Source organism: Cellulomonas sp. NPDC058312 (assembly GCF_042880135.1).
Lineage (GTDB): Bacteria > Actinomycetota > Actinomycetes > Actinomycetales > Cellulomonadaceae > Cellulomonas.
Genome location: NZ_JBHVZE010000003.1, coordinates 633,815 through 658,718 on the forward strand (window position 1 = coordinate 633,815; position 24,904 = coordinate 658,718).

Below are 24,904 nucleotides of genomic sequence, written 5' to 3' on the forward strand. Positions count from 1 at the left end.
GATGAGCTCTCCCACGGGTATGGACCCCGCCGCCTGGTTCGCGCTGTACCCGTACGGGGGCGGCGGCGTCACCAGCTACCGCACGCTGCTGCCGATGCTCGCCGGGCACCACGCGCACGTCCCCGAGCTGCCGGGGCGCGACCGCCGGCACCGGGAGCCGTCGCACACGGCGTTCGGGGCACTGGCCGACGACCTGTGGGGGCAGCTCGCCCGCGAGCTCGAGACCCGGGACGCGGCCGACCTCGTGCTGTTCGGCTACAGCCTCGGCGGGATGATGGCCGCCGAGATGGCCCGTCGCGTCGAGGCCGCCGGCGCCACGGTGCGCGCGCTCGTCGTCGGCGGCGCCGCCGCACCGGACCGGTGGGAGCACCGCGGCACCTCCACGCTGTCCGACGTCGACTTCGTCGCGCGGTTCCGGCGGCTCGGCATCGCACCCGCGGAGGTGCTCGACGACGAGTGGCTGGTCGCCCTGTTCATGTCGGTGTGGCGCGCGGACTCGCGCGTCGCCGAGTCGATCCGCCCGCACGCCCTGACGCTGCGCTGCCCGGTGGTCGCGGTCGCCGGCGACCGCGACCCGCTCGCCGGGCCCGAGGACGTCGCGAGCTGGGCCGCGCTCGGCGGCCCCGGGTCGTCCGGGTCGGTGTTCCGCGGCGACCACGGCACGCTGATCCGCACCCCCGTGCACGCCGCACGCCTCCTGCGCGACGCCGCCGCCCTCACCCCCCACCCCGCCCGCTGACCCGCGGGCGCCGCACCCCGCCGCGCGCCGCGCCGCCCGCGCCGCACACCGCCGCCCCGCCGAGCTGGCAGTCCGCGCCTCTGACCGGGGTGCGCTCCCCAGGCGAGCGTCGTCATCTCGGCGAGACGCCGCACGCGCAGCGACGAGAGGTCACGACACGCCGGCGCGCCCGCCGTGACACCCGCGTGTCGTGACCACTCGCCGCTCGTGCACCCGCGGCAGGCGCGGGGGGCCGGGCGCAGCGGGACCCGGCGCCGCGGGTGCGGCGCCGGGTCCGGTGCGGGGTGGGTCAGGCGCGGGCGGGGACGCGGGCGTCCAGCTGCACCGGGATCGCGGCGTAGCCGTTCACCACGAAGCTGCCCTGCGGCTTCAGCTCGGCGCGCGGCACGGCCAGCTCCATGTGCGGGAACCGGTCGAGCACCGCGGGCAGGCCGATCATCGCGGCGAGCGTCGCGAGCCGGGCGCCGAGGCAGTAGTGCACCCCGAACCCGAACGACAGGTGCTGCTTGTCCTCGCGGTGCGCGTCGAACACGTCGGCCGTGTCGCCGTGCACCGCCGGGTCGCGGCCGACGCCGGCGAAGTCCATCAGGATCACGTCGCCGCGCTTCATCCGGACGCCGCCGAACTCGCAGTCCTCGACCGCGAACCGGAACGGCAGGTGCGCGACCGGCGACTGCACCCGCAGCGTCTCGTCGAACACCTCCTCCCAGGTGATCGTGCCGTCGCGCAGCTCCTGGCGCACCGTCGGGTCCTCGAGCACGTGCAGCAGCGAGTGCGCGAGGCCGTTCACCAGCGTCTCCGAGCCCGCGCCGAGGAGCAGGTGCAGCGTCCCGATCAACTCGTCGTCGGACAGCCGGGAGCCGTCCTCCTCCTTTGCGGCGATCAGGCCGGTCGTGAGGTCGTCGCCGGGGTGGGTCTTCTTGTACTGGACCAGCTCCGCGATGGCGTCCTGCCACTGGCCGAGGTTGGCCTCGGCCTCCTCGTTGCTGAGCGTGGTCTCGACGTTCTTGTGGCCGCCCGCGAGCACGTCGGCCCGCCGGTCGTCCGGGACACCGAACAGGTCGCACATCAGCTGCGTCGGCAGCTCCATGCAGAACATGCCGCGCAGGTCGACGGTCGCGCCGTCGCGGCCCGCCTCCTCCATCCGGTCCAGCAGCTCGCCGACCCGCTGCTCGATGTGCCCGCGCATCTTCTCGACCCGGCGGCCGGTGAACGCCTGCAGCAGCAGCTTGCGCAGCCGGGAGTGGTCCGCGCCGTCGTTGGTCGCGAGCGTGTTCATCGCCGCCCACGTGATGAGCGGCCAGCCGTCGGAGATCCGGCCCTCCATGTAGTCCGGCCAGTTGCGCCGGGGGTCCTTGGAGAACAGCTCCTGGTTGCCCATCATCTTCCGGGCGACCTCGTAGTCGTGCACCGACCACGCCAGCACGCCGTCGGGCAGCTCGACGCGGGCGATCGGGCCCTGCTCGCGCAGCCGCTTGGTCTCGCCGTGGGTGTCCAGGCCCTGCGGGTCGAGGAGGTAGGGGCACGCGGATGCTTCGGTCGTGGTCATGACATCGCCTTTCCGTTGCGGAGGTTCACGGTCCCTGCAGGCCGACGGTGTGGCCCTGCGGGTCGCGGATCGCGGCGATCCGGCCCATCGGGGTGGGTGCGGGGTCGAGCACGACGGTGGCGCCGCGCGTGGTGGCACGCTCCAGCGCCGCGTCGAGGTCGTCGACGGGGAAGTACGGGACGACGCCGAGGTACGGCGCGTCGTCCGAGCCGTGGCCGATGCCGCCGGCGGGCGGGCCGTCGCCGGCCGCGATCATGGCGTAGTCCTCGCCCTCGAGGGAGTGGACGGTCCACCCGAACACGCCGCTGTAGAAGTCGCCGGTGGCCTGGGGGTCACGGCTGGAGATGTCGAACCAGACGGGCTGGGCGGAGCTCGGTGCGGGGCTGGTGTCGTTGCTCATGACCGGCACGCTAGGCGCGCGGTCGGACGGGGAGTTCTTCCCGGGTGCGGTCAGCGGCCGGGCCGGGCCAGGACCGCTCCCGCGCGGGTCAGCGCCTCCCGCAGGCCGGGGTCGGTGAGCGCGCGGACCTCGCCCTCCCAGCCGTAGTCCCAGCGGTACCGCTCCCGGTCGGCGGGGGTCGGCAGCCCCGGGTGGCAGGTGATCTCGAGCCGCCGGGCGCGGCCCGTGGACCGCCGCACGGCCACCAGCACGTCGTCCTGGGTCAGGCCGCCGGCCTCGTCGAGCCCCGCGAACGCGTCCGGGGTGGCGACCCCCGCGCGGTCCGCCACCGCCACCAGCGACCGCCGCCAGCTGCGGATGACGGCGGCCTGCGGGGACCGTCGCCGGCTGGTCGGCGCGCGCAGGTACCCGATCCCGTGCTCGACGGCGAGGTTCACGACGACCCGCGCGACGAGCGGCAGCAGGTGCACGTGCTGGTGGGTGTTCAGGTGGCTGAGGTGCAGGCCGCACCCGGTGCGGAGGTGGTCGAGCTGCGCGCGGGCCTCCGCCCGGACGTCTGCGGGGTCGACCCGGCCGGCCAGGACGCGGGCCGACAGGTGCCGCCACGACGCGGGCAGGGCGCCGGACCGGTCGACGAGCGTCGGCACCTCTGCGTGGGTCAGCAGCGGCGGGTCCTCCCCGACCAGCACGACGTGCGCCCCGAGGGCGAGGTCCGGGAGGTCGGCCGCCGCGTCGACGGCGTGCCGCAGCGCCCGGCCGTTGGCCATCAGCGACGCCGCCGTCACGACGCCGCGCGCGTGCGCGTCCAGGACGCCGCGGTTGATGCCCTCGCTGATCCCGAGGTCGTCCGCGGTGACGATCAGCTCGACCACGACGCCCCCTCGGGTCCCGGAGGGTTGGAGCGGGCCGACGGGGCCGGGCGGGCCGCCCGGAACACCCAGTGCCGCAGCAGCAGGTACCGCACCGCCGCCGCGACGCCGTCCGCCGCCACGACCAGCGCCAGCTCGACGACGCGGTGCGACGTGGTCACCAGCGTCAGCGCGACGGCGCTCACCCCGAGGCTCGCCGCCAGCGCGAAGCCGGCCTTCAGGTGCTGGCGCCACACCGGGACCGGCTCGTGCCCGGGGAACGTCAGGCGCCTGTTCCCCTCGGTGTTGACGACGGTCGCCACCACCAGCGCGACGGCGTTCGCCGCGACGGGCTCCCACCAGGTGCGCAGCAGCCAGAACCCGCCCAGGTGCAGCACGCCGGTCGTGGCGCCGACGAGCACGAACCGCGCGACCGGGTGCGCGAGCAGCGCCCGCACCGACACGCGACGGACGGGCACGCGACGGCCCGGCCCGCGACGGCGCGCGACGGTCACGGGGGTGCCGACGTCAGGCACCGACCGCCCCGGCGTCCGCGCCCGCTGCCGACGGCCGCGGCGTCGGCGTCCGGCGGCTGCGCACCAGGCGGGCGATCTCCCGCAGGAACCCGCCGACCGTCGGCAGCAGGTCCACCGACGTGTCCGGGTCGTCCAGGCACACCACCGGCACCTCGTGGAGCCGCAGCCCGCGGCGCTGCGCGACGACGAGCAGCTCCGTGTCGAAGAACCAGTGCTGCGCCTGCACGTCCCGCATCACCGGCAGCAGCGCGTCCCGCCGGCCTGCCTTGAACCCGCACTGCGCGTCGGTGAACCGGGCGCCGAGGGTCACGCGCAGCAGCAGGTTCAGCGTGCGGGACAGCAGGGCGCGGTGCAGCGAGCGCCGGACCGTGGCGCCCCGGCGGTGCCGGCTGCCGACGGACAGGTCGCTGCGCCCGTCGACCAGCGGCTGGAGCAGCGGCACGAACGCGTCCAGGCCGATCGACAGGTCCGCGTCGATGAACGCCACCACCTCGGCGTCGCTGGTCTCCCAGGCACGCCGGACCGCCAGTCCCCGCCCGCGCGCCGGGTCGGACCGCACCCGGACCCCGTCGAGCTCGTCGGCGAGCTCCGCGGCGACGGCGGCGGTGCCGTCGGTGCTCCCGCTCTCCGCGATCGTCAGGGTCACCGGGTACGGCAGGTTCGCCGCCAGGTACGCGTGCAGGGTGGTGATGCTGGCCCGCAGCACCCGGGCCTCGTTGTACACCGGGACGACGACGTCGACGGCCGGTGTGCGCGTAGGTCGGTTCACGGGTCCCCCTCTCCTCGCGTCGCGACGCTACTGACGCGCCACGACGCGGCACGACTCCTGACCTGCGGGTGGGCGCCGGGCCCCGCCACCCGGGAGTTGCCCGGGCCCGACCTGCGGCGTTGCCTGGGACGATGGCCGACACCCGCCCGACGCCGTGGCTCGAGGAGTGGGACCGCGGGCAGCACGCCTACTTCGGCGACCGGCACAAGGCGGCGCACTTCGCCGCGCTGGCCCGCAGCCTGGAGCCGCACCTGCCCGCCGGCGGCGTGCTGCTGGACTACGGCCCCGGCGACGCGCTGCACGTGCCCGCGGTCGTGCCCGGCTGCCGGCAGGTGGTGCTCTGCGAGGCTGCCCCCCGCATCCGCGCGGGCCTGGGCGACCGGTTCGGGGAGCACCCGGACGTGCGGGTGATCGGACCCGCGGACCTCCCGGACCTGGCGCCCGGGTCGGTGGACGTGGTGCTGGTGCAGTCGGTCCTGCAGTACCTCACCGCCCCGGAGCTCGACGTCCTGCTGGCGGAGGCCGCCCGGTTGCTCCCGCCCGGCGGGGTGCTGCTGCTGGGCGACCTGGTCGCACCGGGTGCGGGACCGGGTGCGGACCTCGCGGAGCTCGTGCGGTTCGCGGCGCGCGGCCGGTTCCTGCGGTCGGCGCTGGCCCGGCTCGCCGCCCTGCCCGCGTCGACCTACGCCCGGACGCGCCGCCGGCACGGCCTGGCGACCCACACGGTCGACGCCCTCACCGCGACGGTGGCGGCCCACGGCTTCGACGCCCACCCCCTCGGGCGCAACCTCGGCAACAACGCCGCCCGCTGGACCCTCCACGCCCGCCGCCGCTGACACCCGCCCACCCGCCTGGCGGCCCGCCTGCCCGCCGGCCCGCCGGCCCGCCGGCCCGCCGAGGGCGTACGCGACACCACGAGGGCGCATCCCCCGGAGTACGCCCTCGTGGTGTCGGATGCGCCCTCGTGGGGGGGGTGGCGGGGGGCGGGGGGCGGGTCAGGGGGCGGTGGACCAGAGCCAGGTGCGGCGGATCGTGGCGTCGAGGGGGATGCGGGGGGTCCAGCCGAGGGCGTGGGTGATGCGGGTGGTGTCGGAGCACTGCGTCCGGACCTGCGCGGAGGTCGCCGGCGCCGGGGCGTCCGGGACGACGGCGCCGCGGAAGCCCGTGACCGCGCGGACCCGGGCGACGAGCGCCGACAGCGGCACCGCGACACCGGTCCCGACGTTCAGCACGCCCCGGGCAGCGCCGGACCCGTCGGGGTGCGCCGCGGCGACCACGGCCGCCGCGAGGTCGTCGACGTCGAGGAGGTCGCGCGCGGCGTCCAGCGGCCCGACGTGCACGACCCCGTCGGGCGGGGCGGCGGCGATCTGCCGGCAGAGCGTCGCGAGGAACCCGCGCCCGCCCGGGCCGATCACGGTGGTGGCGCGCAGCACGACCGCGTCCGGCAGCGTCGCGAGCACGCGCGCGGTCCCCGCGGCCTTGCTCCGCCCGTAGTCGGACAGCGGGGCCGGGGGGTCGTCCTCGGTGCAGGGTCGCTCGCCGCACGCGGCCCCGTACTCCGCCGCGGACCCGACGTGCACGAACCGCGGCACCGACCGCGGCACCGACCGCGGCACCGACCCCGGCTCGACGCCCGCCGCCGACGCCACCACCGCGGCCAGCGCCGCCGGCAGGTCCGCGTTCGCCCGCTCCAGGGCGTCCGGCGCGCCGGTGGTCGCGCCCGCGCAGCACAGCACCGCGTCCGCGGGCGACGCCAGCGCGGCGGCGACCGCGCTCGGCACGTCACCGTCCGCGCACGCGGCCCGGTCCACCGGGTCGACGTCCCACCCGTCCCGGACGAGCGCCGCGTGCACGCGCGCCCCCACGAACCCGGCCGCCCCGACGAGCACCGCCCGCCTCACGCGCCGGCCTGCCTCACGCGCCGCGGAGCAGCGCGCCGCGCATCCGGCCGAACTCCTCGTTCGCCCGGTCGTAGTCGTCGGGTCGTCCGATGTCGAGCCAGTACCCCTCGTGCAGGTACTCCGCGGGGTTCCGGCCCGCGCGGATCAGGTCGAGGATGAACCGGTCGAACCCGAGCGCCTCCCCGACGCCGTAGGTGGCGAGCGCCTCGCGGGACACCGCGTAGACGCCCATCGACACCCGGTAGTCGTAGGCCGGCTTCTCGACGAACCCGACGATCCGGCCGTCGCGCGCCTCGATCACACCGAGGTCGATCGTCACCTGCCGGCGGTGGGTCGCGACGGTGAGCGGCGCGTCGGTCGCGGCGTGGGTGCGCAGCAGCTGCATCGTGTCGATGTCGGTGAGCACGTCGCCGTTCATCACGAGGAAGTGCTCGGGCAGGGCGTCGCGGGCGCCGACGACGGGACCGAGCGTCCCGAGGGGCTGGAACTCGTTCACGTACGCGATGTCGAGGCCCCACCGCTGGCCGTCGCCGACGAACGACCGGATCAGGTGCCCGAAGTGCCCGATCGCCAGGGTGACCTTGCGGAACCCCTGCTGCGCGAGCTGGTGGAGCACGATCTCGAGGATCGCGTGGTCCGCGCCGATCGGCATCAGCGGCTTCGGCAGCCGGGTCGTGTAGGGCCGCAGGCGCACGCCCTGCCCGCCGGCCAGGATCACTGCTTCCATCGTCGGTCCCTTCGGCGTCCGCCCGGTCGTGCGGCGTCACACCTGGTAGAGGTCGGCCTTGTACGCCCGGAGGTGGCGCGGCTCGGCCATCCACGCCCGGGTCGCCTCCAGCCCGTCGTGCAGGGTGACGCGCGGCTCCCACCCGGTCGCCGCCCGCAGCCGCGAGCTGTCGCACTGCAGGTGGTGCACCTCGGCGCCGGCGGGGCGGACCCGCGCCTCGTCCGCGACGACGTCGAGCGGCACGCCGACGACGCGCGCGATCTCGTCGACGACCGCGCTCATCGGCCACGAGACACCCGTGCCGGCGTTGAGCACGGCGCCGGCCCAGCGCGGGTCGTCGAGGCTGCCGACCGCGCGGAACGCGGCCGCGGTGTCGGTGACGAACGTGAGGTCGCGGCGCGGTTCGAGCGAGCCGAGCGCGAGGGTGGTGCGCCCCGCGAGCACCTGCGCGAGCACCGCGGGGATGAACGCCCGCGCGGACTGCCGCGGCCCGAACGTGTTGAACGGGCGGATCGTCACCGCGTGCAGGTCGTACCCGGCGACGGCGGCCTCGACGAGCTTGTCGGCCGCGATCTTGGTGGCCGCGTACGGGGAGCGGGCCTGGAGCGGGTGGTCCTCGGTGAGGGGGTCGCTCGTGGTGTTGCCGTACACCTCGCTGGTGGAGGTGTGCACGAGGCGCGCGCCGTGCGCCCGGACCGCGTCGACGACGTGCTGCGTCCCGAGCACGTTGGTCTCGACGTACGAGCGGGGCGCGCGGAACGAGTACGGGACCGCGATCAGCGCGCCCAGGTGGTAGACCAGCTCGGCGCCGGCCAGCGCGTCCCGGACCGAGGTCGGGTCGCGCAGGTCCCCGACGCGCACGTCGACGGCGTCGCGCACGTCCGGGTCCAGGTCCTCCAGCCAGCCCCACGAGCCGACCGACGTGTACTGCACGAGCGCGACGACCTCGGCGCCGTCCCGGACCAGCGCGTCCACCAGGTGCGAGCCGATGAACCCGTCGGCGCCGGTGACGGCGACCCTCACGGCCGCGCGTCCTCGGTGACGGGGGCCGGCTGCAGCCCGGCCTCGACCTCCTCGAGCACCGGGTCGCGCAGCTCGCCGTCGACGCGCTCGAGGAACACCGCGAGCAGCACGCCGCCGACGAGCATGAGCACCGAGCCGATCTGGAACCCGAGCGTGAAGCCGTTGGTCATGGCGACCTCGACGGGCTCCCCCGCGGTGACATCGGTGAGGAACCGCCGGGTCGCGAACGTCACCAGGACCGCGAGGCCGAGGGCCCCGCCGATCTGCTGGGCGGTGCTCTGCACGCCGGACGCGAGCCCGGAGTTCTGCGCGGTGACCTGGTGCAGCGCGGCGTTGGTCGCCGCGGGCATCGTCGCCCCGGCGAACACCGCGAAGATCACCATGCCGGGCAGGATGCCGAGCGCGTACGAGCTCTCCGGCGTCACCAGGCTGGTCAGCCCGAGCCCGACACCCGCGCCGATGAACCCGGCGACGACCACGGGCTTCACGCCGATCTTCGGGACCAGGACCGACGACAGCCCGATGCCGACGCCGATCCCGATGCCGAGCGGCAGGTACCCCAGCCCGCTCTTCAGCGGCGAGTACCCGAGCACGTCCTGCTCGAACAGCGTCAGCATGAACGTGTAGCCGATGAACGCGGCCATGAAGAACAGGCTGGTGAAGTTGACCACGGACCGGGTCCGGTTGCTGAAGAACCCGCGCGGGAGCAGGGGGTCCGCGACCCGGCGCTCGATCAGCAGCATCGCGAGCAGCAGCAGCACGCCGAGGCCGACCGGGAACACCACCGCGGCGGAGCCCCAGGGGTTCTCCGCGGCCTGGAGCAGCCCGTAGACGATCGCGATGAGCCCGGTGGTCGAGGTGACCGCGCCGCCGATGTCGAGCTTCCCGCGCCGCTCGGCGGACATCCGCGACTCGTTGAGCAGCAGGGGGATCGCGATCAGCGCGACCGCCGCGACGGGCAGGTTGATGAGGAAGATCCACCGCCACGACGTGAAGCTGGTCAGCAGCCCGGAGAACACGTAGCCGAGCGTGCCGCCGAGCGCGACCAGCCCGCCCCAGATCCCGAGGGCCTTGGTCCGCTCCTTCGCGTCGGTGAACAGCAGCGCGATGAGGCCGAGCGACGCGGGGGCCGCGATGGCCTCGGCCGCGCCCTGGCCGAACCGGCCGAGGATCATCACGCCGCCGTGCGTCGCGAACCCGCACAGCGCGGACGACACCGCGAACAGCACGACGCCGACGACCAGCAGCCGCCGGCGGCCGAAGTAGTCCGCGAGCCGCCCGCCGAGGATCAGCAGCGACCCGGCCGCGAGCGCGTACCCGTTGACCACCCAGGTCAGGCCCGACTGGCTGAACGCGAGCCCGTCCTCGATCGCGGGCAGCGCGACGTTCACGATCGTCATGTCCAGCAGGATCATGAACTGGAGCGCGGACAGGACGATGAGCGCCTTCCACCGCCGGGGGTCGGCACCGGGCGGGTGGACGACGGGCTGCTTCTGGCGGGTGGGCATCGGTGGTTTCCTCCGGGACCGCGGTGCTGACGTGCACGTTCACGCTAGGTCGCCCGGTCGGCCGGGCCCACTCCTGACTTGCGACAGCGACGCGACCCGCGAGACGCAACCCGCGAGAACTGCGGCCCGGGCCCGCTGCCTAGCGTCGGGGCGACACCACTGCCACCGGACGGGGTCCCATGCAGATCGGCGCAGCCCAGCTCGACGTGGTCGCGCGGCGCACGCTCGCCCGCGACGTCGTCGAGCTGACCTTGCGCCGCCCCGACGGCGGCCGGCTGCCGGACTGGGCACCGGGAGCGCACGTCGCGGTGACGCTCCCGAACGGGATGGTCCGGCCGTACAGCCTGTGCGGCGACCGGTGGGACCCGGCGTCCTACACGCTCGCGGTGCGGCGGGAGGTCGCCGGCACCGGGGGGTCGGCGTACGTGCACGACCGCCTCGACGTGGGCAGCACGGTCGGCGTCGGCGCGCCCCGGACGTCGTTCCCGCTGGTCCCCGCGTCCGCGTACGTCTTCGTCGCCGGGGGCATCGGCGTGACGCCGTTCCTGCCGATGCTGCAGGCCGCCGACCGGCTCGGCGTGCCGTACCGCCTGGTCTACCTCGGGCGCGACGCGGACCGGATGCCGTACCTCGCCGACCTCACCGGGCGCCTGGGCGACGGGCGGCTCCAGGTGCACGTCACCGGCACCGCGGGCCGCCCGGACCTCGCGGCCGCCGTCGGTCCCGTCCCGGACGGCGGTCGCGTCTACGGCTGCGGTCCGCCGGGCCTGCACCTCGCGCTGGCCGACCTCGCGCGCGCGTGGCCGGAGCACACCCTGTGGACCGAGGCGTTCGGCCGGCCGGTCGGGCAGGACACCGACGAGGCGTTCACCGTCCGGCTCCGGCGCACGGGCGTCACCGTCGAGGTGCCGCGGACGACCTCCCTGCTGGAGGCGATCCACGCCGCCGGCGTCGACGTGCTGTCGTCGTGCCGCGTGGGGTCGTGCGGCGCGTGCGAGACCCCCGTGCTCCGGGGCGCCGTCGAGCACCGCGACACGATCCTCACCGACGACGACGCCGGCGTGATGTTCCCCTGCGTCTCCCGGGCCCGCACCGGGCTCCTGGAGCTGGACCTGTGAGCGAGGCACCCGTGACGACAGCCCCGACGACCGACCCGTCGACCGTCCCCACGATCGACGACGACCCGTACGGCGAGCACGGCTCGACGGACCCGACGGCGTTCCAGGTCGCGGTCCGCGAGACCGCCGACGTGGTGCGCCTCGACCGCCTGGGCTGCTGGGCGACCGGCCGGCACGAGCACGTCGTGCCGGTGCTGCGGAACTGGCAGGACTACGGCTCCGCCGCCGGCGTCGGGCTGTCCAACTTCGCGACGGGCCGGGCGTGGCGGCAGACGAGCATCCTGCTCGAGGCCGACCCGCCGCACCACGACGCCCCGCACCGGGTGCTCGCGGAGATCCTCTCCCCGCGGACCCAGCGCACGCTGCGCGAGTCCTGGTTCGCGGAGGCGGAGCGGCTGGTCGACGCCCTGCTGGACCGCAGGACCACGTTCGACGCGCTCACCGACCTGGCGATGGCGTACCCGCTGCAGGCGTTCCCGGACGCGGTCGGCATCGCGCAGGGCGACCGGCACCGGCTGATGGCGTTCAGCGACTTCCTGTTCAACGCGTTCGGCCCGCGCAACGCCCTGGTCCGCGACGCCGGCGCCGACGCGCGGTCGCACTCGGAGTGGGTGGACCGCAGCTGCCGCCGGGAGGCGCTGACGCCCGGCGGGCTCGGGGCACGGATCTGGGCCGCCGCCGACCGCGGGGAGATCACCGCGGAGCAGGCGCCCGACGTCGTCCGGTCGCTGTTCGCGGCCGGGGTGAACACGACCGTGCACGCGCTCGGCTCGCTGCTGCACGCGCTCGCGACGCACCCGGCGCAGTGGGCGCTGGTGCGCGAGGACGCCGGCGTCCGCCGGCGCGCCCTGGACGAGGCGCTGCGCTGGTCGACGCCGGTGCAGACGTTCTTCCGGACGACGACGCGCGAGGTCGAGCTCGCGGGGGTCCCGCTGGGCCGGCACGAGAAGGTGATGGTGCTGCTCGGGGCCGCCAACCGCGACCCCCGGCGGTGGACCGACCCGGACGCCTTCGACGTCACGCGCGACCCGGCGGGGCACGTGGGGTTCGGGACCGGGCTGCACGCGTGCCTCGGGCAGAGCTTCGCGCGGCTGGAGGCCGAGGCGCTGCTCACCGCGCTGGCCCGCCGGGTCGCCACGATCGAGCCCGCGGGTCCCGCGGTCCCGCGCGCGAACAACACGCTGCGCGCGTGGTCGAGCATCCCGGTCCGGGTCACCCGCGCCTGATCCCCCGGCGCGCGACCGGCGCGTTCCGGGGGACCTGGCGGACGGCGGACGACCCGGGGCTCAGCCCTCGAGGAACGCCATCACGTACCGCGACCACGCGGCCTGGTCGAGCAGGTGGTCCCGGTCCTTCATGGTGAGCAGCTGCGCGCCGGGGATGCCCTCGGCGAGCTGCACGCACGCGTCGTGGATCCCGCCGTCGCCGACGTCCCCGCGCATGATGACCGTCGGCACCTGCACCAGCGGCAGCTTCGCGAACGGGATGCCGGTGTGGTCGCGGCTGATGATCGCGTCGTAGTACGCCGAGAACGCCATCGACTCGAACGCCGCCCACGCCGGGTGCTGCTTGAAGTACTCCATCTTCTCCGGGCTGATGAACCCGACGATGTCGCGCCCGAACAGCTCGACGATCTCGCCCCGCCGGCCCTCGTCGATCAGCCCGCGGATCACGGCGAGCTGCTCGGTCGTCGCCTCCGGGGAGCGGTACGGGGGCTCGTAGAGCGCCATCCGCCGGATCGGCAGGCCCGCGGCGGCGGCCTCGATCGCCACCATGCCGCCGGTGCAGTTGCCGAACACGTCGCACGGCTCGCCGACCGCGTCGATCACCGCGCGTAGGTCCTCGACCTCGGTGTCGAGCGTCCACGCGTCCGGGTCGCCCAGCTCGCTGGCCCCCCGGCCGCGGCGGTCGTAGTTCACCACCGTGAACCGCTCGGACATGATGCCGGCCATCGGGCGGAACATCGCACGGTCGTTCAGCCCGCCGCCGACGATGACGACGGGGCGCCCGGTGCCGGACCGCTCGAACGCGATCCGGGTGCCGTCCGCGGAGGTCACGTGCTCGACCGGGAGGCCGCGTCCGGCGGCGTAGTCGGCGTCGAGCGGCAGCGGGCCGCGCTGGTCGACGGTCGTGTCGGTGGGGCTCATCGGACCTCCCGGGTCAGGAGCCCGAGCCGGGCGCCCGGGCCACGCTCCACGCTAGGTCGGGGCGCCCGACCCGGGTTCTTCCCGCGTGCTGCGCCGCCCCCTCGGCCCGCACCGCGCCGCGCCGCGCACGGGCGCCGGCAAGTGGTGAGTTGGCCCGGTGCCGTGCGCCTGTGAGCGTGATCGCGACCGCCACGACGAAGGGACCCACGATGGCCGTTGCGACCCCCGAGGCCCGCACAGCACCCGCCGCGGCCGCCGAGCCGACCCCGTCCCGCCGCGTCGGCCCCGTCGTCGCGCTGGTCCTGATCTGCCTGACGGCGGCGGCGCTGACGTCCTGGCGCGTCGCCGAGGCCGACCTGGGCAACACGTACTACTCGGCCGCCGTGAAGTCGATGCTCGCCAGCCCGACGAACTTCCTGTTCGGCGCGGCCGACCCGAGCGGCGTGGTCTCGGTCGACAAGCCGCCGCTGGCGCTGTGGCTCCAGGCGCTCAGCGTCAGCCTGCTCGGCTTCACCAGCTGGGGGCTGTTCCTGCCCCAGGTGGTCGCGGGCGTCGCGACGGTGTTCGTGCTGCACCGCGCGGTCCGGCCCTGGGCGGGCGAGCGCGCGGCCCTGATCGCCGCGGCGGTGATGGCGACCACCCCGGTCACCGTCGCGCTGAACCGGCACAACAACACGGACACGCTGCTGATCCTGCTGCTGGTGCTCGCGGCGTGGGCGCTGACCCGCGGCCTGCACACGACCGGGGGCGACCGGCGCCGGAGCGCGTGGTTCATGGCGGCGGCCGCGCTGATCGGGCTCGGGTTCAACACCAAGATGCTCGAGGCGTGGATCGTGGTGCCCGCGTTCGTGGCCGCGGTCTGCCTCGGGGTCGCGGGACGGTCGTGGGGGGCCCGGCTCGGTGACCTGCTGCGGTCCTGCGCAGTCCTGCTCGTGGTCTCGTTCTCGTGGTCCGCGCTGCGTGACCTGTGGACGGGCGAGAAGCCCTACATGGGCGGCACCGTGGGCGACAGCGCCTTCGAGCTCGTGTTCGGCTACAACGGCTTCGGCGCGCTGCTCGGCTCCGGGCAGTCGGCCGGCGGGTCCGGGCTCGACGTGCCGCTCGCGGTGGTGGGCCTGTTCGGCGGTGCGGCCGGGCTGGGCCGGATGTTCTCCCCCGAGACCGGCGGGCAGATCGCCTGGCTGCTGCCGCTGTGCGCGGTGCTGCTGCTGCACGTGGGCGCGACCGCGTACCAGCGGGCGTGGCGCGCGCAGCCGTTCGTGCTCGGTCCGGCCGCCGGCGGCTGGGCGCTGTGGGGCGGCTGGCTCGCGATGGCGTTCACGGTGCTGAGCTTCACCGAGGGCATCTTCAACGCGTACTACGTCTCCCTCCTGGTGCCCGCCGTCGGCGCGGTCACCGGCGCGGGGCTCGTCCGGCTGTGGGACGCGCAGCGCGCCGGGGACCGCCTGGCCCGCGCGACGCTCGCGGCGGGGGTGCTCGCGACCGGTGTCACCGCGCTGGTGCTCGTCGGCCGCTCCGCGGACTGGCACGGCTGGATCGGCTGGGTGGCGGTCCTGCTCTGCCTGGTCGCCGCGGCGGCCCTCGCGACCGGCCTGCACCGGTCCGCGCGCCCGCTGGCGCTGGTCGTCGTCGCCGTGCTCGCGGGGTCCGCGTCCTGGTCCGTCGCCAGCGCCGCGAGCGCGCCGACCTCGGGCGGCTTCCCGAAGGCCGGTCCGGTGAACGAGCGGTTCGAGGCGATGCGGGACGGCGTCCTGATCCCGGTCGAGCTCACGGACCTGCCGATGCCCGCGCCCGCCCCCGGCGACACCGAGATCCCCACCGAGCTGCCGCCGGAGCTGCTCGCGCTGACCGACCCCGAGCACACCGGCCCGGTCCGCGCCGGCGGGTTCGCGGGCCACGAGATGTCCGCGGAGAACGCCGCGGCGCTCGCCTACGCCCGCGAGCACGCCGACGGCGCACCGATCACGCTGCTCACCGAGGGCGGCGGCCTGGCGTCGTCCGAGTTCATCCTCGGCAGCGACGAGGCGGTCGTCGGGATGGGCGGGTTCCTCGGCGCCGACCCCGTGCCCTCGGTCGGGACGCTCACCGCGTGGCAGCGCGACGGGACGATGCGGTTCGTGCTGTCCGCCGCCCCGGGACCCGACCGCGTCGGCGGGATCGCCGGCATGGGCGGCGACGAGGCGCGGGCGCGCGTGGACTGGGTGCAGACGAGCTGCACGGTCGTCGACCCGCGGGAGTACGGCGGCACGCCGTTCACCGCCGCGGACGACCTGCCGCTCCCGGGCTACGGGGACGCCGTGCTCTACGACTGCGGGTGACCCGCGACGCCGTGGGGCAGACTGCGGAGGTCGACCGGAGGTGACCCGATGGGCGGTGCCGACCCCCTTCGTGCGGACGGCGCGCGCCGCGAACGGGCCGCGCTGCTCGGGTCGGCCGTCGTCGCCGGGGTCCTCGGGACCGCCGGGGTCGTGTGGGGACTCGTCGCCGGGTCCGGCGTGATCCTGTTCGACGGCGTCTACTCCCTCGCCGGGATCGCCCTGGTCGCGGTGTCGTTCCTCGCCTCCCGCGCCGCGCGGTCCTCACCGAGCGACCGCTACCCGTTCGGCCGGCACGCCGCGACGCCCCTGGCCGTGGCGATGCAGGGCACCGCCCTGATCGCGACCCTCGTCTACGGCGCGGCCGACGCCGCGGGGACGCTGCTCGCGGGCGGCTCGGACGGCGACCCCGCCAGCCTGCTCGCCTACGGCGCGGTCACGGCGGTCGCGAGCGCGGTCGCGGCGGTCGCCCTGCGCCGGCGCGCCCCGGACTCCGAGCTCGTGCACGCGGAGGTCGTGTCCTGGCGGGCGGGCGCGTGGCTGAGCGTGGTCGTCGCGCTCGGCGGCGTCGCGGGCCGGCTGCTGCAGGACGCGGGGCACCGGGTCGCCGCGGGCTACGTCGACCCCGTGCTGCTCCTGCTCGCCGTGCTGCTCGTCGCGCCGCTGCCGGTGCGGCTGGTCCGGGCGGGGATGCACGAGCTGCTCGAGGGTGCCCCCCCGCCGGAGGTCGGGGCGGAGATCGCCCGGGTGGTCGAGGCCGCTCGCGCGCGGCACGACCTGCCCGAGGCGCTGGTGCGGGCCACCAAGCTGGGGCGGCGGCTGTACGTCGAGGTGGACTTCGTCGTCGGCACCGGGTCCGCGTGGGACGTGGACGCGGAGGACGCCGTGCGGCACGCGGTCGTCGACCCGCTGCTGCTCCTGCCGTACGACGTGTGGGCGACGGTCGAGATCACCGCGGACCCCGACCTGGCGTGGTGAGCCGCCTCCGAGGCCGCGCCACTCAGCCGGACCGCAGCCCGCGACGCCGCACCACTCAGGTGGGACCGCGCCACTACACAGTTCGCCACTCATCCACACTCAATGGCGCCCGGGCGAGCGCTGACCGCTCCTGATGTCGCTCATCGTCGTCCCTGGTGAGCTGGCAGGCGTCCCCGTCGCCCTTCCGGTCGACCGCCCCCCGCTCGACCAGAAGGACGACCCCCCATGCAGAAGAGCTCCCGCAAGAAGAAGTACGTCGCCGCCGCCGCGATCCTCCTGGTCGGCGGGTCCCTCGCCACCGGTGGCGCCCTGGTGACGCAGAACAGCACGATCGCCGGGAACTGGTTCGGCGTCGACACGTCCACCGAGGGCGGCGTCGACCCCGCGGGCGGTGAGCTCGTCGTCACCGGTGACCCGATGTCGAAGAAGTTCACCGGTCTGGTCGCGAACGAGTCGACGACGGCGTTCTTCCAGGTCCGCAACACCTCGACCGTCGCCGCCGCGACGTTCGACATCAACACCGTCATCGACGCGTCGGCGCCGAAGGCGGCCGAGCTGGCCGGCGTGCTCCAGACGCGCGTCACGCTGAACGGCACCGAGGTCTCCACCGGCTCGCTCGCCGCGATGGCGGTCCCGGGCGCGTCGCAGATCACGCTCCAGCCGGGGACCAGCACGTCGGTGAAGGTCGAGGTCTACGTGCCCAGCCCGACGGCGTTCCAGGCCGCCGGGTTCACCTCCACCTCCGAGGTGACCGCGGACTTCGCGTTCGACGCGATCTTCGTCGCCGCGTCCTGACGTCCCGCCCCCGGTCGGTGCGCGCACGCGGCGCACCGACCGGGACACCTCCCCACCCCGACCGCACCGTGCCTGCGAGGAGACGACGTGCACGTCCTGTCCCGGACCCTGTGGGTCCTGCTCGTCCCCGTCCTGGTGGTCTTCGCCGCGCCGTTCGTCTGGCAGGTCACGACCGGTGACACGTTCATGAGCGTCACCGGCGTCTCGATGGAGCCGACCTACCGCGTGGGCGACGTCCTCGTGGTGCAGGACCCCACGGGGCACGACCTCGCGGTGGTGGGCCAGCCGGTCGTCGTCGAGTTCACCCCCGGCGACGCCGGGACCCAGTACGTGCACCGCGTCCACGAGATCACCGCCGACGGTGCCGTCCTGAAGGGCGACGACAACGAGGTCCCCGACCCCGTCACCGTCACCGAGCAGGACGTCGTGGGCACGCCCCGCGCCGTGCTCGCCGGCGACCTCGGCACGCTCTACCGGGTGTCCCAGTCCTGGGGCGCCCGCGGCGTCGTGGGGCTCCTGGTGCTCGGGCTCGCGCTGCTGCCGACGGGGCCGCGCCCGGCACCCTCGCCCGACGCCGCACCCACCGGCCGGCGCGCGATGCGCGCGGCCGCCGGCGGCTGAGGCCACGTCGCGCACCCCGCTGCGGGAGACCTCCGACCGGGACCGGCGCGGCGGGGACGGTCCCGGCCGCGCTGCTCGCCGTCGGCCTGGTCGTCGCCGGGGTGGTGCTGCTCCTGCGCGACCGCACCCGGCGCTCCGGTCGCAGCGGGCCACGCGCGTGACGCCGGCCCGACCGGCGCGGCGCGCTCAGCCCGCGGCGTCGGTCAGCGGCTCGGGGCAGGTGCCGCCGGGCTCGGTCGCGAGCTCGAAGTGCCACATCTCGTTCGCGTAGGTCTGGCAGAGGCCGAAGTCCTCGCCGTGCCGCGTCAGCCAGTCGGCCGCGTCGGTGAAGCCGATGTCGACCGCGTCGCCGCTGACGTGGCTCGACGCGCTGGGCGACTTCACCCAGCGTGCGGCCTCGTCGGCGCTGCCGTACTTCTGCACGGCGTCGTCCAGCAGCGACTGCTGGAACTGGGCGCTGCGCCACCCCGACGTCACGACCATCTCGATCCCTGCGGCGTCGGCGGCGGTCGCGGCGGCCTGGACCGCGGCCAGCAGGTCCGGCTTGATCCGGGCGATCGCCGGCAGGTCCTCGTCGAACGGGGAGACGGGGTCACCACCGGGGAGCAGGCCGTCGGCGGCGGACAGCCCGGTGCTCGCGGGCGCGGCGTCGGCGTCGGCGACGCCGTCGCGCACGTCGAGCCGGTGCTCGGCGGCGGTGCAGGCGGCCGACCCCAGCACGAGCAGGAGCGCGACGGCGGCGGTCGCCCGGCGGGACGTGCGGCGGGCGGTGCGGAGGTGGGTGCGGCGTTTCATGGGAGCCACACCACCAGCGCGGCCGTTGCGCGGCCGTGAGCCGTCCGCCTCACAGTTCCGCAACACCGCGCTGCCTAGACTCGGCCGCGCCGCACGACCACGAAGGGGGCCACGATGCGCGTGCTCGTCGTCGAGGACGAGGTGTTCCTCGCCGAGGCCCTCCAGGCCGGTCTGCGGCACGAGTCGATCGCCGCCGACATCGCGCTCGACGGCGACGACGCCCTGGAGCGGATCGCCGTGCACGCGTACGACGTCGTCGTGCTCGACCGCGACCTGCCCGGCACCCACGGCGACGACGTGTGCGCCGCGATCGTCCGGGACCACCCGCAGGTGCGCGTCCTGATGCTCACCGCCGCGGCCCGGCTGCGGGACAAGGTCGACGGCTTCGAGCTCGGCGCCGACGACTACCTGACGAAGCCGTTCGCCGTCGAGGAGCTGGTCGTCCGCCTGCACGCCCTGGCCCGCCGACCCGCCTCCGCGACCCCGCCGGTGCTCCAGGTCGCGGACCTGCGCCTCGACCCGTTCCGGCAGGAGGCGTACCGCGCCGGCCGCTACGTGCGGCTGACCCGCAAGCAGTTCGCGGTCCTGCGGCTGCTCATGCAGGCGGACGGCGGCGTGGTCAGCGCCGAGACCCTGCTCGAGAAGGCCTGGGACGAGCACGCCGACCCGCTGACCACGGCCCCGCGCGTCACCATCTCCACGCTGCGCAAGGCCCTCGGGGCGCCCGACCTCATCCGCACGGTGCCGGGCGTCGGCTACCGCGTCGCCGAGCCGGCCCCGTGAGCCCGCGCCGCGCGCCCGGGCCCGGCGTCCGGGTCAGCGCCCGCCTGCGGCTCGCGCTGGGCTACGCGCTGTTCCTCGTCGCCGCCGGGGCCGTGCTGCTGTTCGGCGTCTACGTCGTGCTCCGGTTCGTGCCGGACTACCCGCTGACCGCGGCGAACCCCCGCGACAGCGGCACCACCTACGCGGCGTCTCGGCAGGAGATCCTCGAGGCCGTCGTCGGGGTCTCGGCGGCCATGCTCGTGGGCCTCGCCGTCGTCGGGGTGGTCGGCGGGTGGTTCCTCGCCGGGTGGGTGCTGCGGCCGCTGCACCGCATCAACGAGGCCGTCCTGGTCGCGGCGACCGGCGACCGCACGCGCCGCGTCCGGCTCGGCGGCCGCAACGACGAGTTCCGCCAGCTCGCGGACAGCGTCGACCACATGCTCGACCAGCTGCACAGCGCCGCCGAGGCGCACGAGCGGTTCGCCGCGAACGCCTCGCACGAGCTCCGGACCCCCCTGGCCGTGACCGCCACGATGCTGGACGTCGCCGCCCGGGACCCCGACGGCCAGGACTACCCGGCGCTGGTCGACCGGCTCAGGCAGACCAACGACCGGGCCGTCGCCCTCACCGAGTCGCTGCTCCGGCTCGCCGACGCGGGGGCGGTCGGCGCCGTCGCCCGGCCCGTCGCGCTCGACGCGGTGGTGCGGACCGCGCTCGACGAGAACACCGCCGAGGCCGCGCGGCGCCACGTCACGATCACCGCACGCCTGGACCCGGCGACCGTCGTCGGCGAGCCGACGCTGCTCGCCCAGCTCGCCACCAACCTGGTCCAGAACGCGGTCCGGCACAGCGGGGACCCCGGCGCTGCCGTGGTCACCACCGGTCGCGACGGCGATCGCGCCGTGCTGCGGGTCGAGAGCACCGGGACCGTGCTCACTCCCGAGGCCGCGGCCCAGCTGGTCGAGCCGTTCCTGCGCGGCGCCGGGCGGCTCGCCACCGGCGAGCGCGGCCACGGCCTCGGCCTGGCCCTCGTGGACCGCATCGCCCGGACGCACGGGGGCACGCTCGACGTCGCGCCGCGGCCCGGCGGCGGGCTGGTGGTCACGGTCGCGCTGCCCGCGGCCGGGGCCTGAGCGGGTCCGGCCTACTCCTCGACGGCGACCGGGCGCTTCCAGTACCGCTGCGTCGACATCAGCAGCATCGCGGCACCGAGGGGGAAGAACGCGTACGCCGTGGTCGACGGCTCGCCACCGGCGAGGTCGACGAGGGCGAGCACGAGGAGCAGCAGGCCGACCGGCAGGGCGACGGCGCTCAGGCGGCGCTGCAGGGCGACCTGCGCGGCGGACGGGACGGGACGGGACTTCGGCTGGTTCGTCATGCCGAGAACGCTAGGGCGGCGACCCCGGCCCGGGGATCGGTCCGGCGGCCGATCTTGCCGTTCCGCCCGGCGGTGGAGGCGCACGTGGGCGGGTGCCCGGGCGCCAGCCCGGCGGCGGAGCACCGGGTGCCGGCTCCGCCCCGCGAGGGAGGCCCGGGCGGGCTACCGTGGCGGCACGCGGACCTGGACCGAGGGGGCACGGTGAAGCGGTGGATCGGCGGGACTGCTGCAGGGCTGGTTGACACTCTGACCTGCCCTACGGCTCGGTTACCACCGTGGGTGTGGTGGTCAGGCCGGTATGGATGGCAGTTCGGAGCGTAGCTCGAACTCGATCGGGCTGAGGTAGCCCAGGCTCGAGTGCCGGCGTCGACGGTTGTGGAAGATCTCGATGTACTCGAAGATCGCGTTCGCGAGCTCGACGCGGGTGTTCCAGCGTTGCCGGTCGAGCAGCTCGATCTGCATCGAGGACCAGAACGACTCCATCATTGCGTTGTCCAGGCCGTCACCGACGGACCCGAACGAGGGCATGAGCCCGGCCCGGCGGATGCGGTCGCCGAATGCCCAGGACGTGAACTGGGCCCCGTGGTCGGCGTGCACGATCCCTCCCGGGGCTGGGTCGCGGTTGCTGATGGCCCTGTCGAGGGCGTTGATGACCAGGCGGGCGTCCTGGGTGGAGTCGATCGACCAGCCGATGATCTTGCGGCTGAACGCGTCCCGCACGGCGCAGCAGTAGAGCTTGCCCTCGCGGGTGGGGTGCTCGGTGATGTCAGTGACCCACAGCTCGTTCGGTCGAACCCGGTGGAACTTGCGGTTGACCAGGTCACCGGCCGTGACAACGCCGCGCAGGCGCTTGACCCGAGCCGGTCCGGGCAGCCCGTAGATCCCGGCGTCGTGCATGAGCGTGAACACCAACCGGGAGCTGACGGTCACGTCCATCGCCATGGTCAGCTCAGCGTGCACTCGCCGGTAGCCGTAGGTGCCGCGTGAGGCGACGTGGACCTCCCGAATGAGGCCGGTGAGCCACTGACGGCGTAGCTGCGTCTGAGACGTGGCACGGTTGCGGTACCGGTAGTAGCCCGGCTTGCTGACGCCCAGGACACGGCAGCAGGCCAGGACAGGGTGCCCGGCGGCGACGAGGGTGTCGATCACCGGGTGGACCCTTTTGGGTGCGGTGCCTCGTCCCCGAGCAGGTTCGACGCGACGCGCAGGATCTCGACCTCGCGTTCCAGCTCGCGGATCCGGGCACGCGCCCGTCGCAGCTCCACGCTCTCGACGCGAGGAACGCCCTCGATCTCGCCGCGGTCGATGCGGTCCTGACGCAGCCAGTTCTGCAGGCAGCTCGCCCTGATCGCCAGGTCACCGGCGACCGTGCTCGCGGGCTTGCCGGCCCGCACGAGCGCGACCGCCCTGGCGCGGAACTCCAGTGGATACGGCTTCGGCATGGTTCGAACCTTCTCTCTGGAGAAGCCGAACCACCAGACCCGACCTGGTAACCGAACCGTAGGGCAGGTCACTCCATCTGGAGCGTGCGCTCGGCAAGCTCACGCCGGTCGAGTTCGAGCTCGCCTTCACCGCTCAGACCGCCGCGCCTGCGGCATGATCACCACTCACCTGGTGCCAACCGAACCTGCAGCAGTCCCCTACGCGCCGAACCTCACTTCCAGATGAGCTCTGCCGCTACCCAGCGTCGGCTCGCGGCAGTGCCGTCGAGCACCGGGGCGAGGAACGCCCTGACGAGCACGACCGCGTCCTCGAAGCGAGTGAAGTCGACGACGATCGGGGCCTTGCGTGCCTCGGGTGGGTACCGGCGTTCCCAGTCGGTCGGCGGGTCGAAGACGGGGCCGCCCGTCAGGCCGCGGTGCTTCCACTCGCCATGTACCGCCGCGATCAGCGCAGTGCCGTCGACGTCCTGGGAGCGTGCGAACACGACCAGGTCAACCAGATCACGGACCCGGCTGGACGGCAGTCGGCCGTCAGTGCCGTACGTCGCCTGTATCGCGCAGAGCTTGTCGGCGATGTGGTCGACGACCGGGTAGAGGCGCATCACGGGGGCCTCGAGCCCGCGCACGTCGAGGACCGGGTCGGTGCGCTCTTCGGGTGCGGTCGTCATCAGTGACCCGGTCACGAGATCGACGCCGAACGTGTTCTTCTTCATGGCTCCGACGTAGGCGTCGACGGTGACGCGGTACCCGTTGACCTCCGGTTGCCCACCGATGTTCCGTTCGACCTTCGCGATGACGAACCGGAAGTGGTCACCGAGATCGACCTTCGTGGCGGCAGTCAGCGCTTCTACGGCGTCGTCGAGGTCACCGAGCCGGTGGAGCAGGTCGACGTCCTTGGTCGTCCTTGCGTCGTGGACGCGGGCGAGCACGGCGGTGCCCCCTTTGAGCACCCACGGGCTGGACGGGTGGTGGAAGATGCGGGCGAGGAACCTGGAGAAGACGAACCGTCGCACGAGTGCCCCGCTGTCAACGCTGGTGGCCTTCGCGGTCACCTTCGCGCGCGCGGTCACCGCACTCCACAGTGCGACACCGCTGGCGTACCCGTCGGAGCTCGTCATGGCTTGCCCCCCTGACGTCGGTGCGCCTCGGCAAGGACACGGGTCGCTTCGCGGCCTGCGGGCGAGTTCAGCCACCCCTGAGCCTCGCGCACCACAGGGGCATTTGCCGCCTCGATCGCGGCGCGGAACGCCGGAGCGTTCGACATCCCGAGAAGAGAAGCCCTCACTTGCTCCCCCAGCTCCTGCACACCGGTGTGAGCTTGAACGGCCTTGCTGAGTCCCGTGAGGCCCGTGAGGCCCGTGAGGCGACCGAAGCCTTCGGTGACCTTGTCGAGTCCGAGGATCGTGGACGTGTCGATCTTCGGCAGGAGTTCAGCGAGCATGTCATTGATCCCGGCGAGCCGACCGGCGTTGACGAGTTCCTGACCGGCTGGGCTTGCGACGAGCTCGCGCGTGAGTGCCGCGGTGCTCAGGTCAACGAGGTCGAGGAGGTGCTCGACGAGCGCGTGACCGTCCGGCTGACCGTGCCGACGGGCCAGCGGCTCGAGGCGGCTGGCGAGGTCGTCGACGTCGATGACGCCGCGGCGGACGCCTTGGCCGATGATCTGCGCGATGTGGTCGGGATCATGGCCGTCGCGCAGCAGGTCGGTGGCGGTGCGTTCCTCGGTGGTCGTCGGGAGCCCGTCGACGAGGGTCACGTCAGCGTCAGCGAGGGCCAGGCGGTGCAGCCGGACACCACGGCGGGACTGCTTGCGTTCGGTGTGGGTGAGTTCAGGGACGTCATCGAGGAGGTCACCGAGGCGGTGCAGTGCCGCTGCGGACGTGTGGGACGCCACGCCGGCGCTGACTGGGTCGGCGAGGCGCTCCTCGGCGGTGCGGGTCGGGTCGAGGGTGAGCCATGCAGCGCGCAGGGCACGATGCTCGGCTGGCGCGGCAGTGGTCGCGTAGATGCCCCGGTCGACGCGCTCGAGAACGTCGGCGTCGGTGAGACGAGCGAGCTGGACGCGGGTGACGCCTCGACGTTCGGCTTGGGCGGTGGTCAGTAGTCCCCATTGGCCGGCCGCGAGCTCAGACACAACCGCGAGAACACGTGTGCTGGGTGTCGGCATACTGCGATCGTATCACCCTGGTGATACAAACGAAGTGGCCGCCTTGAGCGTTGCACGCTGACGTACTACGTTCGTTGCTCCTGCATGTTACAAGCGCAGTAACCACCCACTCCCTTGACGGTGGCGCACTGCACGCTGGGGGCCCGCAGATGACCCCACAGATCGCCTGACGACGTGATCGCCACCGGGTGTCTCTGAGCGCCCCCTCAGCGCGCCGAGTGCGGTCGGTGATACTGGTGGCGGGCGGAGCCAGCGCGCGGCGTGGGAGGCGACGGCGCGGGAGGTCGCGAGAGCTGGCTCAGGCGGTGCTACCCAATCGCACCCTTGCCTGCGCTCGGCAACAACGGTCGTCAGCGTCCGGGAGCGAACGAGAGAACGCCGCTCGA

General features: G+C 74.5%; 24 protein-coding genes and 1 pseudogene. 10 read left to right on the top strand and 15 right to left on the bottom strand.

The features are described 5' to 3' along the window. Position 1: 1 nt before the first annotated feature. Entirely contained in the window at positions 2-739 is a 738-nt protein-coding gene (locus tag ACFVXN_RS11855) for a thioesterase II family protein (RefSeq protein ID WP_389232190.1), read from the top strand. A 289-nt stretch (positions 740-1,028) separates the two neighbouring features. Here the strand turns inward: ACFVXN_RS11855 and ACFVXN_RS11860 are convergent, their stop codons facing one another. From ACFVXN_RS11860 to ACFVXN_RS11880, 5 genes are read right to left on the bottom strand one after another with little or no spacing between them, the layout of a single operon-like run. Further along, positions 1,029-2,288 (bottom strand): cytochrome P450, encoded by a 1,260-nt coding sequence (locus tag ACFVXN_RS11860; protein ID WP_389232193.1) that lies wholly within the window; start codon positions 2,286-2,288, stop codon positions 1,029-1,031. 25 nt (positions 2,289-2,313) lie between these two features. Next, the gene (locus ACFVXN_RS11865) at positions 2,314-2,688 is read right to left on the bottom strand and encodes a VOC family protein (RefSeq protein WP_389232196.1); all 375 of its coding nucleotides are present in this window, start codon (positions 2,686-2,688) and stop codon (positions 2,314-2,316) included. A gap of 50 nt (positions 2,689-2,738) precedes the next feature. Further along, positions 2,739-3,560 carry a carbohydrate deacetylase gene (locus ACFVXN_RS11870; protein ID WP_389232199.1) on the bottom strand — a complete coding sequence of 274 codons (822 nt, stop codon included), beginning with the start codon at positions 3,558-3,560 and terminating at the stop codon, positions 2,739-2,741. Continuing rightward, on the bottom strand, positions 3,548-4,015 hold the full coding sequence (locus tag ACFVXN_RS11875; protein ID WP_389232202.1) for a GtrA family protein: 468 nt from the start codon (positions 4,013-4,015) through the stop codon (positions 3,548-3,550). Before ACFVXN_RS11875 ends, ACFVXN_RS11870 begins: the two co-directional genes overlap by 13 nt. A 49-nt stretch (positions 4,016-4,064) precedes the next feature. Further along, positions 4,065-4,841 (bottom strand): glycosyltransferase, encoded by a 777-nt coding sequence (locus ACFVXN_RS11880; RefSeq protein ID WP_389232205.1) that lies wholly within the window; start codon positions 4,839-4,841, stop codon positions 4,065-4,067. Positions 4,842-4,972: 131 nt separating this feature from the next. Here ACFVXN_RS11880 and ACFVXN_RS11885 point away from each other — a divergent pair, with 131 nt between their 5' ends. Then, complete coding sequence (locus ACFVXN_RS11885; protein ID WP_389232208.1) at positions 4,973-5,677, top strand: methyltransferase domain-containing protein; 705 nt, start codon at positions 4,973-4,975, stop codon at positions 5,675-5,677. Positions 5,678-5,836: 159 nt separating this feature from the next. Here the strand turns inward: ACFVXN_RS11885 and ACFVXN_RS11890 are convergent, their stop codons facing one another. Genes ACFVXN_RS11890 through ACFVXN_RS11905 form a run of 4 tightly spaced genes read right to left on the bottom strand, consistent with a single transcriptional unit; the run spans position 5,837 to position 10,000 of the window. Further along, the gene (locus ACFVXN_RS11890) at positions 5,837-6,742 is read right to left on the bottom strand and encodes an NAD-dependent epimerase/dehydratase family protein (protein WP_389232210.1); all 906 of its coding nucleotides are present in this window, start codon (positions 6,740-6,742) and stop codon (positions 5,837-5,839) included. A 13-nt stretch (positions 6,743-6,755) separates the two neighbouring features. Continuing rightward, positions 6,756-7,469: a sugar phosphate nucleotidyltransferase gene (locus ACFVXN_RS11895; protein ID WP_389232213.1), complete on the bottom strand. Its 714-nt coding sequence runs from the start codon at positions 7,467-7,469 to the stop codon at positions 6,756-6,758. Between the two features lie 36 nt (positions 7,470-7,505). After that, positions 7,506-8,492 (bottom strand): SDR family NAD(P)-dependent oxidoreductase, encoded by a 987-nt coding sequence (locus ACFVXN_RS11900; RefSeq protein ID WP_389232216.1) that lies wholly within the window; start codon positions 8,490-8,492, stop codon positions 7,506-7,508. Further along, on the bottom strand, positions 8,489-10,000 hold the full coding sequence (locus tag ACFVXN_RS11905) for an MFS transporter (RefSeq protein ID WP_389232219.1): 1,512 nt from the start codon (positions 9,998-10,000) through the stop codon (positions 8,489-8,491). Before ACFVXN_RS11905 ends, ACFVXN_RS11900 begins: the two co-directional genes overlap by 4 nt. A 179-nt stretch (positions 10,001-10,179) precedes the next feature. Here ACFVXN_RS11905 and ACFVXN_RS11910 point away from each other — a divergent pair, with 179 nt between their 5' ends. Together ACFVXN_RS11910 and ACFVXN_RS11915 are read left to right on the top strand one after the other, a co-directional pair. Then, on the top strand, positions 10,180-11,118 hold the full coding sequence (locus ACFVXN_RS11910; protein ID WP_389232222.1) for a PDR/VanB family oxidoreductase: 939 nt from the start codon (positions 10,180-10,182) through the stop codon (positions 11,116-11,118). Beyond that, positions 11,115-12,344 carry a cytochrome P450 gene (locus ACFVXN_RS11915; RefSeq protein ID WP_389232225.1) on the top strand — a complete coding sequence of 410 codons (1,230 nt, stop codon included), beginning with the start codon at positions 11,115-11,117 and terminating at the stop codon, positions 12,342-12,344. Before ACFVXN_RS11910 ends, ACFVXN_RS11915 begins: the two co-directional genes overlap by 4 nt. A gap of 60 nt (positions 12,345-12,404) precedes the next feature. Here the strand turns inward: ACFVXN_RS11915 and ACFVXN_RS11920 are convergent, their stop codons facing one another. After that, positions 12,405-13,265 (bottom strand): alpha/beta fold hydrolase, encoded by an 861-nt coding sequence (locus ACFVXN_RS11920; RefSeq protein WP_389232228.1) that lies wholly within the window; start codon positions 13,263-13,265, stop codon positions 12,405-12,407. A gap of 209 nt (positions 13,266-13,474) precedes the next feature. Between ACFVXN_RS11920 and ACFVXN_RS11925 the strand changes: the two genes are divergently transcribed. From ACFVXN_RS11925 to ACFVXN_RS11940, 4 genes are all read left to right on the top strand, one after another. After that, complete coding sequence (locus tag ACFVXN_RS11925) at positions 13,475-15,583, top strand: glycosyltransferase family 39 protein (protein ID WP_389232231.1); 2,109 nt, start codon at positions 13,475-13,477, stop codon at positions 15,581-15,583. A 48-nt stretch (positions 15,584-15,631) separates the two neighbouring features. Next, positions 15,632-16,558 (top strand): cation transporter, encoded by a 927-nt coding sequence (locus ACFVXN_RS11930; protein WP_389232234.1) that lies wholly within the window; start codon positions 15,632-15,634, stop codon positions 16,556-16,558. 225 nt (positions 16,559-16,783) lie between these two features. After that, a complete protein-coding gene (locus tag ACFVXN_RS11935; RefSeq protein ID WP_389232237.1) occupies positions 16,784-17,353 on the top strand; it encodes a hypothetical protein in 570 nt (189 codons plus the stop codon). A gap of 87 nt (positions 17,354-17,440) precedes the next feature. Beyond that, positions 17,441-17,974, top strand: a complete 534-nt coding sequence (locus ACFVXN_RS11940; protein WP_389232240.1) for a signal peptidase I — start codon at positions 17,441-17,443, stop codon at positions 17,972-17,974. A 186-nt stretch (positions 17,975-18,160) separates the two neighbouring features. Here the strand turns inward: ACFVXN_RS11940 and ACFVXN_RS11945 are convergent, their stop codons facing one another. Continuing rightward, positions 18,161-18,769, bottom strand: a complete 609-nt coding sequence (locus tag ACFVXN_RS11945; RefSeq protein ID WP_389232242.1) for a M15 family metallopeptidase — start codon at positions 18,767-18,769, stop codon at positions 18,161-18,163. Between the two features lie 114 nt (positions 18,770-18,883). On the opposite strand from ACFVXN_RS11945, the gene ACFVXN_RS11950 reads away from it, so the two are divergent. After that, complete coding sequence (locus ACFVXN_RS11950; protein WP_389232245.1) at positions 18,884-19,552, top strand: response regulator transcription factor; 669 nt, start codon at positions 18,884-18,886, stop codon at positions 19,550-19,552. Continuing rightward, positions 19,549-20,664, top strand: a complete 1,116-nt coding sequence (locus ACFVXN_RS11955; protein WP_389232247.1) for a sensor histidine kinase — start codon at positions 19,549-19,551, stop codon at positions 20,662-20,664. The genes ACFVXN_RS11950 and ACFVXN_RS11955 overlap by 4 nt, the downstream gene beginning before the upstream one ends. 11 nt (positions 20,665-20,675) lie before the next feature. Here ACFVXN_RS11955 and ACFVXN_RS11960 read toward each other — a convergent pair whose 3' ends face one another. From ACFVXN_RS11960 to ACFVXN_RS11975, 4 genes and pseudogenes are all read right to left on the bottom strand, one after another. After that, a complete protein-coding gene (locus tag ACFVXN_RS11960) occupies positions 20,676-20,909 on the bottom strand; it encodes a hypothetical protein (protein ID WP_389232249.1) in 234 nt (77 codons plus the stop codon). Positions 20,910-21,197: 288 nt separating this feature from the next. Next, positions 21,198-22,351: pseudogene (locus tag ACFVXN_RS11965) on the bottom strand (IS3 family transposase). Between the two features lie 212 nt (positions 22,352-22,563). Beyond that, positions 22,564-23,469 (bottom strand): nucleotidyl transferase AbiEii/AbiGii toxin family protein, encoded by a 906-nt coding sequence (locus tag ACFVXN_RS11970; RefSeq protein ID WP_389232251.1) that lies wholly within the window; start codon positions 23,467-23,469, stop codon positions 22,564-22,566. After that, complete coding sequence (locus ACFVXN_RS11975; protein ID WP_389232254.1) at positions 23,466-24,518, bottom strand: type IV toxin-antitoxin system AbiEi family antitoxin domain-containing protein; 1,053 nt, start codon at positions 24,516-24,518, stop codon at positions 23,466-23,468. The genes ACFVXN_RS11970 and ACFVXN_RS11975 overlap by 4 nt, the downstream gene beginning before the upstream one ends. Positions 24,519-24,904 lie beyond the last annotated feature (386 nt).